Origin of the sequence: Rhizobium sophoriradicis (genome assembly GCF_025200795.1) — a bacterium.
Lineage (GTDB): Bacteria > Pseudomonadota > Alphaproteobacteria > Rhizobiales > Rhizobiaceae > Rhizobium > Rhizobium sophoriradicis.
The window spans coordinates 4,031,303-4,046,828 of the sequence record NZ_CP104152.1 but is presented as its reverse complement, the minus strand read 5'-3'; the positions used below and the strand labels follow the sequence as shown (position 1 = coordinate 4,046,828).

Here is a 15,526-nt window from a genome sequence, read left to right as displayed (position 1 = left end):
AAAATGGCGATCGTCGAGGCAGACAGGGTGCGCGAGAGGCCGCAGCCGGAAACGGCGCCGCTGATCGTCCATGTCGTGCGCCAGTTTTTGCCCAATCGCGGCGGCCTGGAAGATGTGGTCGCCAATCTTGCCCGCCAGACCGTCCGGCGCGGTTATCGCGTTCGCGTCGTCACACTCGATTCCCTGTTCACCGCACCGAAGAATAAACTGCCGGCGTGCGAAGACATCGACGGCATCGAGGTGGTGCGCATTCCCTGGTCCGGCAGCAGCCGTTATCCGCTGGCGCCCAAGGTTTTCCGCCATCTCACCGATGCCGATCTCGTGCATGTCCATGCCATCGACTTCTTCTTCGACGCGCTCTCCTGGGGCCGGCTGCTGCATCGCAAGCCGATGATCGTCACCACCCATGGCGGCTTCTTCCACACCCGGAAATACGCCGCGATCAAGAAGATCTGGTTCCGCACGCTGACCCGCGCTTCGGCACTGGCCTATCGGCGCGTCGTCTGCTGCAGCGCCTCCGATCTCAAGCAGTTTTCCGCGATCGCACCCGACAGCCTGCTGATCGAAAATGGCGCCGATATCGGCAAATTCGCCGACACCGCGTCGCGTCGGGCAAAGCGCCGCATCGTCACCATCGGCCGGTTCTCGGTGAACAAGCGGTTGGAGCATTTGCTCGATGCGATGGCCGTGCTGAAAACCCGTGACCCGGATTGGCATCTCGACATCGTCGGGGCCGAATCCGACTTGAACCGGGCCGATGTCGAAGCCGCGATCGAAGGCCGGGACCTTTCCGGCCGCGTCACCCTGCACGTTTCGCCCGACAATGACGCCATTCGGCGCGTCATCGCCGAGGCCTCGCTGTTTGCCTCTGCCTCGGAATATGAAGGCTTCGGCCTGGTGGCACTGGAGGCGATGAGCGCCGGCCTTCTGCCGGTGCTGAATGCCAACGATGCCTTCACAACGCTTGCCGACCGGCATCCCGTCATCAGGCTAGCCGATTTCACCCATCCGAAGACCGCCGCAACAGTGATCGAAGCGGCCTATGAAGCACTTGCGCGCCAACCGGATGTCGTTCGCGCCGAACTGGTCAGCGCCGTGCGCGGCTATTCCTGGGATATTGTCGCCGGACGTTATGTCGATCTTTATCGATCGCTGAACGTCGCCGCGGCCGACCGGGTCTGATCCTGCCAGCCTGAAATTCCGTCACGCTTTGGCGAGACGGATAATCTCATCGAGCACGAACCTGCGTGATTGCGGCGGCGTCAGATTGTGATCGGCGTCCGGCAGCATCAGCAGCCGCACGTTCGGATAGCGGGAAAGCTTGGCGCCGCGCGGTCCAAAGTGGAAATAGACGTGATCGAGGCCGACATCACCTTCGCTGTAGATCAGCGTCAACGGCACCTTACGCTTACCGAACTCAGCGAAGGAATGCCGGACTTCGCGGGCGATGTGGCGCCGGTCGGGGAGCAGTTCGAGCAGCGGCGCGATCCATGGGGACAGACGACGACCGGCAGCGATGACCATGTTCTGCAGCGCAGAGACGACGTCCACCTGGCCGCGCAGCAGCCGCTTTAGCGTATCGAGCCGCGCCAGGCGCTGGCCGTAATCATCAAGGCTGCGGGGAACGGAGACAACATGTTCCTTACGCACAGGTATCTCAGGATCCCAGTAATAAACGAAGGGATTGATCGACACGACGGCCTTCAGCCGCTCGTCGGCAACGCCGGCGCGGAAGGCGACATAGCCGCCACTGCATCGGCCGGCCACCATGACCGGGCCGGCGGCTATGCCTTCGAGCAGATCGAGCGCGGCGACCGCATCGGCGGTCTGCGTATCGGAATAGAGCACCTGCTCCGGTGCATCGGGCCGTGGCGGACTGTCGCCGACATTGGCGGAATCGAAGCGCAGCGAAACCACGCCCTGGCGCGCAAGCTCGCGCGCCATATCAACCGTCGTCCGCCCCCAGCCGGCATGCCGGTCATAGGCCGTCGACAGGAAGAGCACGGCACTGCCCTTGATCTCGCCGGGCGGCCGGCTGACGACGCCGACCAGGTGATCATGGCTTCCGAAACGGACCGGCATTTCGACAAAACCATCGCCGGCCAGCGGCGGGTTCTCGATTTCTACCGGCGAAGGGGCGGCGGACGTCTCCACCGTGGCGCCCTCCAGCCAGGTCGTCAGCAGCGCGACCACAGCCATCGGCGTCTTGGCGAAGAGCGGATTGGTGACGAGTTCGTCATAGCCTTCGAAAACCGTCTGCTCGACATCGGCGCCGAGCGCCTTCAACGCATCGGCAAAGCCGGTATCGTCGGCCTTGGCGGGACGTTCGAGGATCAGATAGCGGGACGCCGCCAACCCCTGTGGCGAGGCGATGTTGAGCTTGGCGAGCTCGCCGGCGATCTCCTCGGGCATGACCAGCCCGGCGATTTGCACTTTGGCGGTCTGGACATGCTCCTTGCCGAGGCCGAGATCGGCATCGATGATCTTCGACCACATGGTGAGTTCGCGCAGATAGGCCCGGCCGCTCAGCACCGGCGCCAGCATGACGAGGCTGTCGACGCCGTCGATCGAAGAGCCGATGCGTTGGGCAAGCGTTGCGCCGAGGCCCTGTCCGATCAAGACGATACGGTCGCAGCCGGTGAGCGACTTCAGCTTGGCGGCCGCCGCGCGGATCGAATTTTCCCAGGTTTCCAGCCTTGCCGGCAGCGCGTCGAAATCCAGCGCATCGCCGGTGCCACGATAGTCGAAGCGTAAGCTCGGCACACCGATTTCCGAAAAATGTTCGGCCGCAACGCGAAAAAACTTGCGGCTGCACATCTCCTCGAAACCCCATGGGCTGACGAAGAGCACGGCGGCCGACCGCTTCTTCACCCCTGCATTCTCAGGCATGAACAGGCCGATCGTACCGTCGAAGACGACAGGCAGGGCAGCGCTGCGTCCAGCCCCCTCGGCCGGTTCGAGCGAGAACTCGCCGGGAGCGACCTTGGCGCGATCGGGATCGCCGGGAAGCGCCGGCGCAACGAAATTGATTGCGTGCCCGACCGGCTTGCGCAGCACGGACGGCATCTTGTCGAGAATGGAGCGCATAACGTCAACATCTTCGGTCGGTACGGCGCGCAGTACCCGCAGCGCTGCGAAATAGCAGAACGTGCCGGCGATGATCGCGCCGACCAGTCCGGCCGGACCATGGACAAATTCCAGCACGGAAATGGCTCCGCAAGCGCACAGCACGGCAGCCAGCGTCACCTTCGTCAGGCTCGTGTAGAGGCCTGAAAGCTGAGATCCGAATCCTGTCTGTCTGATCATCATCACCGACATCGCAACGAAGACGAGAATGCGCACGAGTGCGGCACCCTCGGCGGCGAGCCTAGGTATAATCAGTAAACAACCGACTACCATCAGAAGGCCACCTATCACACTGATGTTCAGGCGGGAGCGGGCCCTGTCCATCGACAGGAGGTAGAGGCTGAGGATCTGCATGAAGGTATAGGCGGGCGCCACCAGCGCCAGCAGCGCCACCACCGTGCCGCTGCGGCGGAACGCTTCGCCGAACACCACGAGCACCAGTTCGCTTGAGATCGCCGCAAGCCCGAGGCTCATCGGCAATACGATATAGGCCATGCTGCGGGTGACGGCGGCGAAGACTTCGACCGGCAAGGTCGAATCGTCGCTGTTATGCCGCCGCTCGGAATAATAGGGCAGCAGGCTGCCGGTCATCTGGATCGGCAGTTGCAGCGCGATATTGGCGATCGACAGGCCGACGGCGTAGTAACCGACCATCTCCACCGACCAGAACTGCTGCAGGAAGAGCAGCTCGAGCCGGTTGAGGAAGATGGAATCGATGATGAACTGGATCGACAGGATGACGGAGGACGAGGCGAGGTACTTCAGCGAGACCCCGCACCAATCGCGCCGCGCAAGCAGGATCGGCAGTGTGGCGAAAAACAGCACGAGCTGACCGAGCGCATAACCGACGAGGACCCCCTCGACGCCATAGAAAACGGCGCCGGCGGCAACGCCGGCAAGCTGCACGATCGAGACGCCGACCGTCAGCTTGAAGAAGGCGCCAAGCTTCTTTTCGCCGATCAGGTAGAATTTGACGAAGGATCCGATCGCCTGAACGAAGAACAGCGCGCCGGTGACCAGAGCGACGGATGGCGCAGTCTCGGCCCAGTGCATCTCCTCCGACGTCAGGAAGAACAGGGCGTAGAGAGCCAGCAGCGCGACGGTCGAAAACATCATGAAGCTGACGAGGATGGCGGCAAATCCTCGCCGGCGGCGCTCATCGTAACCTTCCGCCGAAAGCTGCGGCATGGTCTTCAGGAGCGTGATGCTGGAGCCGAGTTCCGCGATCGAGGCGCCTGTCATCACCAGCCACAGCGAGAAGGCGACGATGCCGTTTGCCTCCGGCCCAAGCAGACGCGCCGTGATGATCGAGGAGACGAAGCCCGTCAGCAACAGCAGCATGCCTGCCGCCGCGTTCATCACCGAATTTGCGATAATACCCTTCGACATCTGTCCATCCGCCAGGATCGGCCTAAGGCCTGATACCCGCCATTTCTAATGCGAAAATGTTAAAATAAAGCGGGAGTGACACTAGCTGGCCTGCATCGCCGCCAGCGTCTGAAGCGCCTTCTCGTAGCTGTTTTCCGCGAGGTAACGCAGCAGGAACTCCCGCGCCTTCTCGGCCTTCTCTCGTGCAAGCTCGGGTGCGCGGAAGATATCTTGCAGCTGCGCGGCCGCTACATCAGGAGAGGGATCCGCCCAAACCGCGCCCGCGAGCCCGGCAAATTCGGGATGGGTGTCGACCACCGGAATGAGGGCTGAGTCGACCAGCCATGTATTGTCCGGATCGCAGAAATCCGCCGTGGCCGACCAGGCGGTTGAGATAACCGGGGTGCGCTGCATGATCGCCTCGGCGACCGTCAGCCCGAAACCCTCGGAACGATGCAGCGAAAGATAGGCGTCTGAACAGCGGATGAGACCGTTGATTTCGGCGTTCGACAGCCTGTCGGTGACGATCCTGATCCGGCTGTCACCCTTGACCCAGGCAACCAGCTCGCGCAGGCCTTCATCCTTGTTCACATCGCCGCTGGCCTTCATCAGCAGAAAGGCACTTGGGGCCTCGGTGGCAAATATCCTGAAAGCCTTGATCACGGCCTGCGGATTCTTCCGGTTGATCGACGAGCCGGCACTGAAGATGAAGCTGACGAGAAAGGCGTCCTTCTCGATGCCGAACTTCTCCCGCATGCCTTCGGTCGCCGGCGCCTCGGTGACGGGATGCGGAACGACGATGACCGGCGCCTTGGTCAGCGGGGCGATTGCCCGTCGGGTGAATTCCGACGGCACGAAGACGGCGTTCATATAATGCATCGCATTGCGCCACTCCGCCGGTACGACTTCCAGCTCCCAAGCGAAATTGCCGATGTTGAAGGCGCGGGTGAAATTCGCGACGCCCTTCTTCAAAATGGCGCGCGGCAGCATCGGCGGATTGAGATGCCAGATCCGGCTCCCCGGCGGCTCAGTGGAGAGACCTGCCGGCATCCAGCCGGCAAAGGACTTCTCGTCTGGATGGGTGCTGACGTCGGAAAGCGAAATCGCCCGCCCCGCTTCCGACAGAGCACCGGCGCAGAGCCTTGCCGATTCGCCGACGCCGACGGCCATCGAGAGATAGCCGACGACTTCCACCGGCTTGCGCGGATTGAAGGCAAGACGCGAGCGCGGGATCAGCCGCTGCAGGAGATGGGCACGCAGAAAGCGGTATATCGTTCTCAAACCACGGATCTTTCTCAATGCGTCGGTATTTATTCTTGGCGGAAGCATCAGCCCTGGAGCATGACGCGATGTGAGCTGCCCAGACTTCTGATCTCGCCCGCAGGCGGAAGATCGTTCTCGGTGCCGGAGCGGGCGTGGAGTTTCACGCGACGCATCGCGCCGGGGGCGAGATGGAACCAGTCGTCGTCGGCCCGATAGCCTTCGACGTCGATATGCACTGACTGCGCCAGCCGGTCGGTGCGAAGATCGACGAACCAGCCGTCACCGTCTCTGACGAGCGATGCTTCGATGCCCGCGTCGCGTAGCGCGTTGCGCCGTCCGCAAGGAAAATGGAAGCTTTCGGCCAGAACCACGGCGTCCGACAACGAGCGCAGTCGCGCGACGCTAACATCATGGGCCGGCGGGCCGAACCGGAAAGCATAGGTCGTATCGAAGAAGGCGCCGAACAACGCGGTAGATGCAAACCGCTCTACACTCCTTGCCGCCAGCTTGAAGGCCATGTTGCCGCTGACGACCTGCTGCTTGCCGTCGCGCAGACAGAAGACCTCGAGCTCCACGTCGAGGTCGGCATCCGTCTCGTTGACGACATGCACATCGAGACCGTTGGTTCCCTCGTCGGTGAAGATTGCCTGGATCGGCCGGAACGCACGGCGCATCGCATACCAGACCGGCTTTGGTTCACCGGTGGAATCGATCACGCCCCAGCCCGGGCCGGGCATGAGGTCTTGCAGCGTCCAGACGAGCGCGCCATTGCAGGCGGAACCCTTGCGCCGCCATTCGGCGAAGGTTTCCTCGATCACCTCGCCGGTAACGGCGCGGGAGAGATCGAGATAACGTTCCGGATCTTCGCGGCGCAACTGGGCGGGATCAAGACCGTAGAGAAGCTCCAGATAATAATCGCGGACGTCTTCGAAATCCCAGGAGGCGCTACGGTCGCGCGGTACACGCGCCTTCCAGAGCGGGCTGTGGACAGCCGGCACATCGAGATGACGTCGTAGCGTCCTTTGCTGCGGTACATGCGCGAAGGCGAGGCTTTCGGAGGCAAACCGCACATCGGCGCGGCGGGCGTCGGCAATCGGCCGCATATAGGCGCCGACCCCATAATAATGTGCAATGCCTGAATTGGGAGAGAACGGCATCGCCCCGCCATAAGGCGAATTCGGGACATAGGGCACGTCGGGACGCATGCGCACGATGACGGCCGGGATGATCTCATCGGTGATCGGCCCGCTCCAGAATTCCATCGGCAGGCCGAGCATCGCCGCTTGCTGGTGGATCTCGCTGCCACCACAGAGCACTGCGAGGGAAGGCGAGGCTTGGACGCCGTGCAGAAATTCTTCGACCTCGGCATGTACATGGCCGAGAAAAGCCTTGTCGTTGCGCGGATAGTCGAAATTGGCGAACATGAAATCCTGCCAGACCAGCAGGCCGAGCTCGTCGCAAAGCGCGAAGAAATCCGGCGTCTCGTAGGCCATGGTGCCGCCGATACGGATCATGTTCATGCCGGCTTCAGCGGCAAGCCGCAGGAACGGCTCGTAGTCCGCCCGCCCCCCCGGCAATCGCGCGATATCCGCTGTCGTCCACACCGCGCCGCGGCAGAAGATGCGCTCGCCATTGATGAGAAGCGCGAAGTCATCGCCGTCAGCGCCGCGCTCGACCTCGATACGCCGGAAGCCGGTGCTGCCGAGCGAATACTCGGCGCCATCGGAAACCAGCGTCAGTTCGTAGAGACGTGGAGCGCCATGCGTGTGCGGCCACCAGGGTTCGATGTCGGCAAGTTTGAGGATAGCCGAGTAATGATTCTCGCCGACCTTTTCGAACGGCTGCTCCATTCCGCCGCAACGGAGCAGCATCGAAGGGTTGTCGGCACTACTGTGCAGGGAAACGCTGAGCCGGCCGACGCTGCTCTCGTCCAATACGGTGCGGATCGAGACATTGTCGATCGAGACGGGATCGCGCCGCACCAGCGAAATCGGCCGCCACGGGCCGACGGCGTGGATATCGGGGCACCAGCCCGGCATATGCCCGAGCAACGTCGTGCGGAAATTTTTCAAGCCCGCCGGCGTGATCATCTGCGGCCGCCAGCGCGCGCGCGGACCGGGGTCCGACAGACGCGGTCCGAGCGCCCGGAAACAGAGCGCCAGCTCGTCGCCGCCCGAAAGCGTCACCGGAATTTCGTGCGCCGTAAACATGCTTTCGGAAAACAGGATTTCCTGGCCGTTCAGGAACACATGGCAAAGTGTCGCAAGTCCCGCGAAACGCAAGATCGCTTCGCCGGGCTCAGCATCGAAGAGCCGGCAGAGATACCAGGCGTCTTTCGTGTTCAGCGGTTCCGGATTTTCCCGGTCGAAAAGCCCGGCCCTTTCGAGTGCCGCGGCGACGGTTCCGGGAACGGGTGCTGGAATGAACTGCGCAGAGAGCGGAATGTCGTGCGGCACCGCACAGGCATCCGGTTCCGTCAGGACCAGGTTCCAGCCTTCGGAAAGCATGCTTTCCTCGGCTCCGATGCTTGCCAAACGCCCCCGCATGGTCTGATCTCCGGCCTCAGATTCGCTCTGCAAGCGATGCCATCATCAAATCCCATGCATCGGCGGCCGGATCAAGAGCTGCCTGCAGCGGCTCGAACCTCCTGCGGGCGACGGCGCGGGCGAGCTGGAACTGCACGGATTTCGCTGCGTCCGAAATGCGCCTGGCATGCTCGGCGGCGGCGGCGAATTCATCCGGGGAGAGCCAGGCCAAGTGATCGGCCGCAAGCTCGAAATTGGCGCCGACCTGGCGAAGCGTATTGAAGGCATATTTGTGAAAAAAGCCGAACGGCCGCTCAGCCACCGCTTCCACCTGTTGCGGAAAGACGCTTGCAAAGGCGCGGATCGGATTTTCGCTGGGTCGCCTGTTGAAATGAGCCCCGAACAGCCGCCGCGCGGTCGCGCGCAGATGCACTTCATCGGCGGGCTTTTCCGGGAATCGTGCAAATTCCGTGTAAGGCAGGAATGGCGGGTCGTTTTCCGTCAGCTGCAGCTGGAACAGCCCGTCGAAATCCTCGCCCTCAAGGCGGAAATAGCCGGCATTGTGGAAATAATCGACGCGCTTGGCCGCAACGTCCAGCTGGTTAATCGCCACCGTCGTTTTACCGTGCTCCTGCCGGTAGGCGGTGCCGCGCGTATCCGGCATATAGAAGGAATCCATCTCGATCAGGCAGAGCCGGCCCCGCGCGATCTGCACTTCGACATGGCGTTCGACACGGTCGTAAATGGCAAGCTCGGTGGCGCGGATTCCGTAGAGCGCTTCGAGATCTTCGAGCGGCACCTTGAAGAAGGTGAACTGGTCGCCCTCGAAATCCTGGATCAGGGTGAAACCGAGCATCGCCTCGGGCGCAACGCCCGACGTCGCCAGCACCTCGATCCAGAGATCGACATAACAATTGGTTTCCGGCCAGGCGCGCTCGCTGGAATGCAGCGCATGCGCCCGGTAGGTTTCCGGGTCGATCCCCGAAAATACCGATGTCATCGCTCCCATCAGCCCCACAGCGTTTTCCGGACGCTGGCCGGCCATTGCTTCACGTCAAGCCCGTGATGGTGGAACAGCGCAAGCGCGATGCGCTCCAGCCCGAAGCCGACACAGGCCGTGTGCGCGACACTGCCGTCCTCGAGGTTGAGGCCCCATTTCGTGCCGAAGGCGTCCTGATGATAGTTGAAGCTCATGCAGGCGGTGGGATTGGCGGACGAGGTGATCGGGATCAGCAGTTCGAACTTCAGGTTCTGGTCGCGTTGATTGTTGGCGAGCATCTTGCCGGCGCGGCCGAAGAACGGATCGTTGGCGATGTCGATCGTCACCTCGAGGCCGACGGCTTTCATCATCTCGACGCCGCGATCCATCCAGCGTTGGCGGAAATCGGTGACATGCTCTTCGGTGCCCATGCAGACATATTCGCGCATCCGGAACAGCTGCTGGCGGGCCGGGTCTTTCGACGGCTCGTGGCGGAAGCAATAGGATTGCAGGTCGAAGAGGCCGCCGGTCTTCGGCAGATTGCCGCGCTTGGCGACCGTCGGATAGAGTGGATAGCAGGCAGCCGGCGTCAACACGATATCGGTCGCTTCCTGTCCCTTGGTCCAGTCCTCGCCGACTTCCATGCATTGCAACAGGCTCACATGGTCGAGTTCGCTGCCGCAGAAGCTGTGCACCGTGCCGGCCAGCTGCGGGAAGCTCTTCATGTAGCCGCTCTTTTCGAAAAAGGCGCGGTTCATGCCGGGCGGAAAACGCATGGCCTCCGCACCGTCGCCGCCGCCGACCTTGTCGATGAGGCGCTCAAACGCGGCGATCACCTCTTCGAACTGGCCGCTGCGGCCATAGAGCCCGTCGATACCCGTATCGATCAGCAGGCCGGATTCGAAAAGCCGGTCGAGAAACGAGGTCTGCATATCCATGACTGTTACCCCAGTAGGCTAGTGTCCTGCTTGTGGACAAGAAGCATGCTCGACGTATTGCCGAGGATGCGGTCGTTCGAGATCATCAGCTGTGCGGAATGGGCGTCGCGCAGATGGCGTCCCAGGCTGAAGGGCGTGCCGTTCTTGTAGCCCATGATGCCGCAGATCAGCATGGCGTGGTTGACGATCTCCAGGATCGTCTCGGACGAGGCGATCTTGACGTTGTTCATCGCCACGGCAAAGCCCATCGACGACAGCCTGTCGGGATCGGCCTTGGCATGTTCATAGGCCTTGAGGCCGGCAACCACGTTGGATTTCACCATCTGCAGCAGGTTCGACACCTCGGCCAGGCGCAGCGCACCCGGCGGCTGGGCATCCGGCGCCTTGCGGGCAGCGGCGCGCACGAAGGCCTGGGCGCGAGCGACGGCATCGACCGCAATGCCGTACCAGACACCGCTCCAAAGCAGATGCGAGGAGGCGAGCATGGACTGCGCCGCGATTTCGGCAAAAGGCTTCGGCAGGATCTGCTCTGCCGGCGCTTGTCCCTTGAACAGGAAGCCGTCGGAGCAGGTGCCGCGCATGCCGAGCGTGTTCCAGACGTGCGTTTTCTCAAGCGTGTACTGGTCTTTGAGGAAGGCCGTAAGCACCTGATCGGAGGAAGCCGCCTGGGCATGCGCACGCGAGGTGATGAGAATGGCGTCGGCATGCGAGCCGTAGGAAATGACGGTGGCATCCTTCTCGAGGCGGCAGCTATCGCCATCGACCTCAACTGCGCAAATACTGTTGCGCAGGTTTCCGCCGATCCCACCCTCGGTGGTGGCGGAGGCGATCAGCAGTTGCTCGGCAGCAATGCGGCGCATGAAATGGCAATGCCATTGGCTGTCGGCGCCGTGTTCGACAAGGCTCGACAGCTTAATGTGGTGCATCGCGAAGACCATGGCGCTCGCCGCGCAAGCCTGGCCGAGCATCGAGCACAATTCGGCGATCTCGGTGATCGAGGCCGATTCACCGCCGAGATGGTGCGGCACCTGAATGCCGAGCAGCCTCTCGGCCTTCATGGCATCCACGGCTTCCCGTGGGAAGCGGCCCTCGGCATCGACGGCATCGGCATGTTTGGCCGCGATTTCGGCGACACGAGCCACCCTAGCGGTAAGACCGTCCTGCATGATCTTGACGGGGAAGTTCATCAGGCGACCTTCCGGCCATCCTGGATGAGATCGACGGTTTTGGCGATCGCCGAGATGCTCGCGAAGGATTTGCGGTTCAGCAGATTGTCGGGAAATTCGATGTCGAACGCCTCTTCAATGCCGAGCATCAGCTGCACCGAAGCGAAGGACGTCAGACCTGCTGCATAAAGATCGGCATCGTCGGCGATCTGGTCGATCGACGTCGGAAGCTTGCCGAATTTGGCTACGAGGTCGCGGATTGTCTTATTCATCCCATCACTCCAAGATTCTCATGATCCCGAACCGGCGTTCATCGCCTTGTCATGAGCGTTCTTTTAGTGCGGAAAACAGAACATTCCGCTAATTTGTTGGGTTAAATATGATTAGCACTCACAGTTAGGATTTTAGCAATCGGCCCGGCTGGAGTAAAAATACAAATTCTACATCAATCGCTTAATAGAGTTTCGGCAACGAGACTTGCGACGCTCTTCGACGCGACGAGTACAGAAATGACACGCAAAGCGCCATTTTGCGTCAACCGGCGGTGGGATAGGAATGCTCGCCGCCGCGATAATCCGAGACGGAGTAACATCCGTCACCTGTTGCCCTGACAACGCTTTCGCTGATGACGGCCTTGCCGTGACCGCTCGGGATATCGAGGATATAGGCCGGCTGACAAAGCCCGGAAATCCGTCCGCGCAGCGCCGCGACGATCCGCTGCCCCTCGTCGATCGTCAATCTGAAATGGCCGGTGCCGGGCGCGAGATCCGGATGATGCAGGTAATAGGGTTTGACGCGGATCTCGACGAAGGCCTTCATCAGTTCGGCAAGCACATCGGGATCGTCATTGACGCCCTTCAGCAGTACCGACTGGCTCACCATGGCGATGCCGGCATCGACCAGGCGGGCGCAAGCCGCGCGCGCTTCGCTTGTCAGTTCCCTCGGATGGTTGGCATGCAGCGCCACATAGACCGTCTTGCCGCTCGCCTTCAGGGCAGCGATCAGCGCCAAGTCGATCTTTTCGGGATCGACCACGGGAACGCGGGTGTGGAAGCGCACGATCTTGACATGCGCGATTGCCGCCAGCGCCTCCATGATGTCGCGGAGCCGGCGCGCGGAAAGCACCAGTGGATCGCCGCCGGTGAGGATGACCTCCCAGATCTCCTGGTGGCCGGCTATGTAATCGAAGGCTTTCTGCATCGCCGCCGCATCGAGCGTGCCGAGGCCCTGCGGCCCGACCATTTCGCGCCGGAAGCAGAAGCGGCAATAGACCGGGCAGATATGCACGGCTTTGAGCAATACGCGATCGGGATAGCGGTGAACGATGCCTTCGACGGGGCTGTGGGCATGATCGCCGATCGGATCGGCGCGTTCCTCGGGCGCGACCGTCAGTTCGGCGGCGTCGGGCACGAATTGCCGTGCGATCGGATCATCAGGATCGGCGCGGTCGATCAGCCTGGTGACGGCAGGCGTCAGGGCGATCGCGTAACGCGCGGCCACTTCGTCGAGAATTGCACGATGGCCGGGCAAGACCAGCCCGGCCTGCAGAAGATCATCGACGTTCTTGAGCGGTTTGACGGCGTTCATCGCCCATACTCCGCAACCGGCGCCCAGAGCACCTGATCGATGCGCGAAGCCCCCGTCGCCAGCATGACCAGCCGGTCGAAACCGAGCGCAATGCCGCTTGCCTCGGGCATTGACGAAAGTGCCGCGAGCAAATCCTCGTCGATCGGGTAGGTCTCACCATAGACCCGCATCTTCTCGGCCATCTCGATCTCGAACCGCCGCTTCTGTTCGGCGGCGTTGGTGAGCTCGCCGAAGCCGTTGGCGAGCTCGACGCCGCAGGCATAGAGCTCGAAACGCTCGGCAACCCGCGGATCGCGGGCTGATGGGCGGGCAAGGGCCGCCTCCGAGACCGGATATTCGTCGAGAATGGTGATGCGGCCGAAGCCGAGATGCGGCTCGATCTTTTCGACCAGCACCCGGCTGAAGAGATCGGCCCAGCCGTCATCTTCGGCCACACGCATGCCGGCGCGCCTGAGCTCGGCGGCCAGATGTTCGCGATCGGTCGAACCGTCGGCGGCGACGGAGGCGAGAAGATCGATGCCGGCGTGGCGCTCGAACGCTTCGGCGACGCTCACCCGTTCCGGCCCGGCGAAAGGATCGCTCTCACGGCCGCGATAGCCAAGCCTGTCGGTCTTCGCCGTCTCGGCCGCAAGCGCCAGAATGCGCACGCAATCCATCATCAGGCTCTCGTAGCTTTCGCCGGCCCGATACCATTCGAGCATGGTGAATTCCGGGTGATGCAGCGGCCCGCGCTCGCGGTTGCGGTAGACATGGGCAAAACAGGAGATGCGTTGCTCACCGGCTGCGAGCAGCTTCTTGCAGGCGAATTCCGGCGAGGTGTGCAGATAAAACGGCGCCCTCTGCCCGTCCGTCGTCACCGCTTCCGTCGCAAAGGCATGCAGGTGCGCCTCGTTGCCCGGCGAGATCTGCAGCACCGCGGTATCCACCTCGATGAAATCCTCGCGCGCGAAAAACCCGCGTAATACAGCCTGGATCGCATTGCGCCCGATGAGGAAGGGGCGGCGATCGGCATGCACGGACGGGGTCCACCAGGGGGACGCTTTGGCCGAAGATTTCATTCCAAGCTTTCTTCGCCGGAGAAGCCGGTATGGGGGTGGCTATTTCCCGGATTTTAGGTTAGTTGCGCCCCCAAAGAAAAACATTTGCGTCTGCAGGGCGTTTCGACAGTCCTCTACGACGCCGAAAGCCGAGTTACAAGGAAGTCTTATGGTCAAGGTCATCGCCTCTTCGGTCCGCAAGGGCAACGTTCTCGATGTCGACGGCAAGCTCTACGTCGTTCTCACCGCCCAGAACTTTCATCCGGGCAAGGGCACGCCGGTCACCCAGGTCGACATGCGCCGCATCGTCGACGGCGTGAAGGTTTCCGAGCGCTGGCGCACCACCGAACAGGTCGAGCGCGCCTTCGTCGAAGACGTCTCCTTCCAGTATCTCTATGAAGACGGCGAAGGTTTCCACTTCATGAACCCGGCGACCTACGACCAGGTCGTGGTCGATGTCGAAACGATGGGCGACCAAAAGGCCTTCCTGCAGGAAGGCATGTCCTGCATCCTGTCGATCCATGAAGGCATTCCGCTGGCGCTGGAACTGCCGCGCCACGTGACCCTCGAAATCACCGAGACCGAACCGGTCGTCAAGGGCCAGACGGCGTCGTCCTCCTACAAGCCGGCCATGCTGTCGAACGGCGTGCGCACCATGGTGCCGCCGCACATCAATGCCGGCACCCGCGTCGTCATCGCGACCGAAGACAATTCCTACGTCGAGCGCGCCAAGGACTAATCCTGGTTGCATCTCGCGCAAAGGGCCGGCTCAGACCGGCCTTTTTTGTATCCGCGATATCAGAGATGCGGATTGCGCGGCCTGTACTTCTTCACCAGCTTCTGATTGATCTCGGCCGCCCCCGGCATGTTGGCGCTGAGATAGACCGGCGCATCGCCGGATTTGGAGAGCTCCGAGGCGACTTCGGCAAAGATCGCATTGATAACAGTCACCCCGACCGCCGTCGACACCGGCCCGACCCGGAGCCCCGTGCCTTCGAGGTCGAGAACGGCATCACCCGGCGGCAGCCCGTTGTCGAGCACGATATCGGCGACTTCTGCGAGCCGGCGGCGGCCATTGGCGATCGCTGCGGAATAGGCGATCGAGGTGATGGCGATCACCTTGGCGCCGATTTCATGCGCATAATCGGCGGCCTCGATCGGCGCGGCGTTCACGCCGGAATTCGAGGCAATGATAATGACGTCGCCCGGCTGCATGCCGTAACGCTCCAACATCGGCCGCACCAGACCTTGGGTACGTTCATAGACCGAGCTGATGACCGCTCCCTCGTGCAGCATGGCCGACCCGACAAGCACCGGTACAGTGAAAGCGAGCCCACCGGCGCGATAGTGCACCTCTTCCGCCAGCATATGTGAATGGCCGGTGCCGAAGACATAGACGCGCTTGTCGCCGCGGGCGGCATCGAGGATGACCGACGCTGCCTGCACCATCGGCTCGGCAAGTACCTGCTTCAGCGTCTCCAGCCGACCGATCAGATTGGAGAAGTAGGCATCGGTGATATCAGTCATGCCAAGTCTC

General features: G+C 62.1%; 12 protein-coding genes. 2 read left to right on the top strand and 10 right to left on the bottom strand.

Going from position 1 to position 15,526, the window contains the following annotated elements; translation table 11 throughout:
- Window positions 1–3: 3 nt before the first annotated feature.
- On the top strand, window positions 4–1,182 hold the full coding sequence (locus N2597_RS19795) for a glycosyltransferase family 4 protein (protein WP_183597853.1): 1,179 nt from the start codon (window positions 4–6) through the stop codon (window positions 1,180–1,182).
- A gap of 21 nt (window positions 1,183–1,203) precedes the next feature.
- On the opposite strand, the gene N2597_RS19790 is transcribed toward N2597_RS19795, so the two are convergent.
- From N2597_RS19790 to epmA, 9 genes are all read right to left on the bottom strand, one after another.
- Entirely contained in the window at window positions 1,204–4,515 is a 3,312-nt protein-coding gene (locus tag N2597_RS19790; protein ID WP_183597851.1) for an oligosaccharide flippase family protein, read from the bottom strand.
- Window positions 4,516–4,596: 81 nt separating this feature from the next.
- The gene (locus tag N2597_RS19785; RefSeq protein WP_183597849.1) at window positions 4,597–5,775 is read right to left on the bottom strand and encodes a glycosyltransferase family 4 protein; all 1,179 of its coding nucleotides are present in this window, start codon (window positions 5,773–5,775) and stop codon (window positions 4,597–4,599) included.
- 47 nt (window positions 5,776–5,822) lie between these two features.
- Complete coding sequence (locus N2597_RS19780) at window positions 5,823–8,303, bottom strand: glycoside hydrolase family 2 protein (protein WP_183597847.1); 2,481 nt, start codon at window positions 8,301–8,303, stop codon at window positions 5,823–5,825.
- A 16-nt stretch (window positions 8,304–8,319) separates the two neighbouring features.
- Window positions 8,320–9,282: a DUF1839 family protein gene (locus N2597_RS19775; protein WP_210281913.1), complete on the bottom strand. Its 963-nt coding sequence runs from the start codon at window positions 9,280–9,282 to the stop codon at window positions 8,320–8,322.
- A gap of 8 nt (window positions 9,283–9,290) precedes the next feature.
- The gene (locus N2597_RS19770) at window positions 9,291–10,199 is read right to left on the bottom strand and encodes an amino acid--[acyl-carrier-protein] ligase (RefSeq protein WP_009994187.1); all 909 of its coding nucleotides are present in this window, start codon (window positions 10,197–10,199) and stop codon (window positions 9,291–9,293) included.
- 5 nt (window positions 10,200–10,204) lie between these two features.
- Window positions 10,205–11,386 (bottom strand): acyl-CoA dehydrogenase family protein, encoded by a 1,182-nt coding sequence (locus N2597_RS19765; RefSeq protein WP_077992339.1) that lies wholly within the window; start codon window positions 11,384–11,386, stop codon window positions 10,205–10,207.
- Entirely contained in the window at window positions 11,386–11,637 is a 252-nt protein-coding gene (locus tag N2597_RS19760) for an acyl carrier protein (protein WP_009992865.1), read from the bottom strand. The genes N2597_RS19765 and N2597_RS19760 overlap by 1 nt, the downstream gene beginning before the upstream one ends.
- A 262-nt stretch (window positions 11,638–11,899) precedes the next feature.
- Window positions 11,900–12,952: a lysine-2,3-aminomutase-like protein gene (locus N2597_RS19755; RefSeq protein ID WP_183597845.1), complete on the bottom strand. Its 1,053-nt coding sequence runs from the start codon at window positions 12,950–12,952 to the stop codon at window positions 11,900–11,902.
- Complete coding sequence (epmA, locus tag N2597_RS19750) at window positions 12,949–14,010, bottom strand: EF-P lysine aminoacylase EpmA (RefSeq protein WP_096762094.1); 1,062 nt, start codon at window positions 14,008–14,010, stop codon at window positions 12,949–12,951. The genes N2597_RS19755 and epmA overlap by 4 nt, the downstream gene beginning before the upstream one ends.
- Before the next feature lie 148 nt (window positions 14,011–14,158).
- Between epmA and efp the strand changes: the two genes are divergently transcribed.
- Window positions 14,159–14,728, top strand: coding sequence for an elongation factor P (gene efp / locus N2597_RS19745; protein WP_010031711.1), 570 nt, complete (start codon window positions 14,159–14,161; stop codon window positions 14,726–14,728).
- Between the two features lie 59 nt (window positions 14,729–14,787).
- Here efp and N2597_RS19740 read toward each other — a convergent pair whose 3' ends face one another.
- Window positions 14,788–15,516: an SIS domain-containing protein gene (locus tag N2597_RS19740; RefSeq protein ID WP_038691979.1), complete on the bottom strand. Its 729-nt coding sequence runs from the start codon at window positions 15,514–15,516 to the stop codon at window positions 14,788–14,790.
- Window positions 15,517–15,526: the final 10 nt, after the last annotated feature.

Coding starts and splice junctions, on each gene's coding strand:
- N2597_RS19795 (WP_183597853.1), top strand. CDS start 4: ATGGCGATCGTCGAGGCAGACAGGGTGCGCGAGAGGCCGCAGCCGGAA.
- N2597_RS19790 (WP_183597851.1), bottom strand. CDS start 4,515: ATGTCGAAGGGTATTATCGCAAATTCGGTGATGAACGCGGCGGCAGGC.
- N2597_RS19780 (WP_183597847.1), bottom strand. CDS start 8,303: ATGCGGGGGCGTTTGGCAAGCATCGGAGCCGAGGAAAGCATGCTTTCC.
- N2597_RS19775 (WP_210281913.1), bottom strand. CDS start 9,282: ATGACATCGGTATTTTCGGGGATCGACCCGGAAACCTACCGGGCGCAT.
- N2597_RS19770 (WP_009994187.1), bottom strand. CDS start 10,199: ATGGATATGCAGACCTCGTTTCTCGACCGGCTTTTCGAATCCGGCCTG.
- N2597_RS19765 (WP_077992339.1), bottom strand. CDS start 11,386: ATGAACTTCCCCGTCAAGATCATGCAGGACGGTCTTACCGCTAGGGTG.
- N2597_RS19760 (WP_009992865.1), bottom strand. CDS start 11,637: ATGAATAAGACAATCCGCGACCTCGTAGCCAAATTCGGCAAGCTTCCG.
- N2597_RS19755 (WP_183597845.1), bottom strand. CDS start 12,952: ATGAACGCCGTCAAACCGCTCAAGAACGTCGATGATCTTCTGCAGGCC.
- epmA (WP_096762094.1), bottom strand. CDS start 14,010: ATGAAATCTTCGGCCAAAGCGTCCCCCTGGTGGACCCCGTCCGTGCAT.
- efp (WP_010031711.1), top strand. CDS start 14,159: ATGGTCAAGGTCATCGCCTCTTCGGTCCGCAAGGGCAACGTTCTCGAT.
- N2597_RS19740 (WP_038691979.1), bottom strand. CDS start 15,516: ATGACTGATATCACCGATGCCTACTTCTCCAATCTGATCGGTCGGCTG.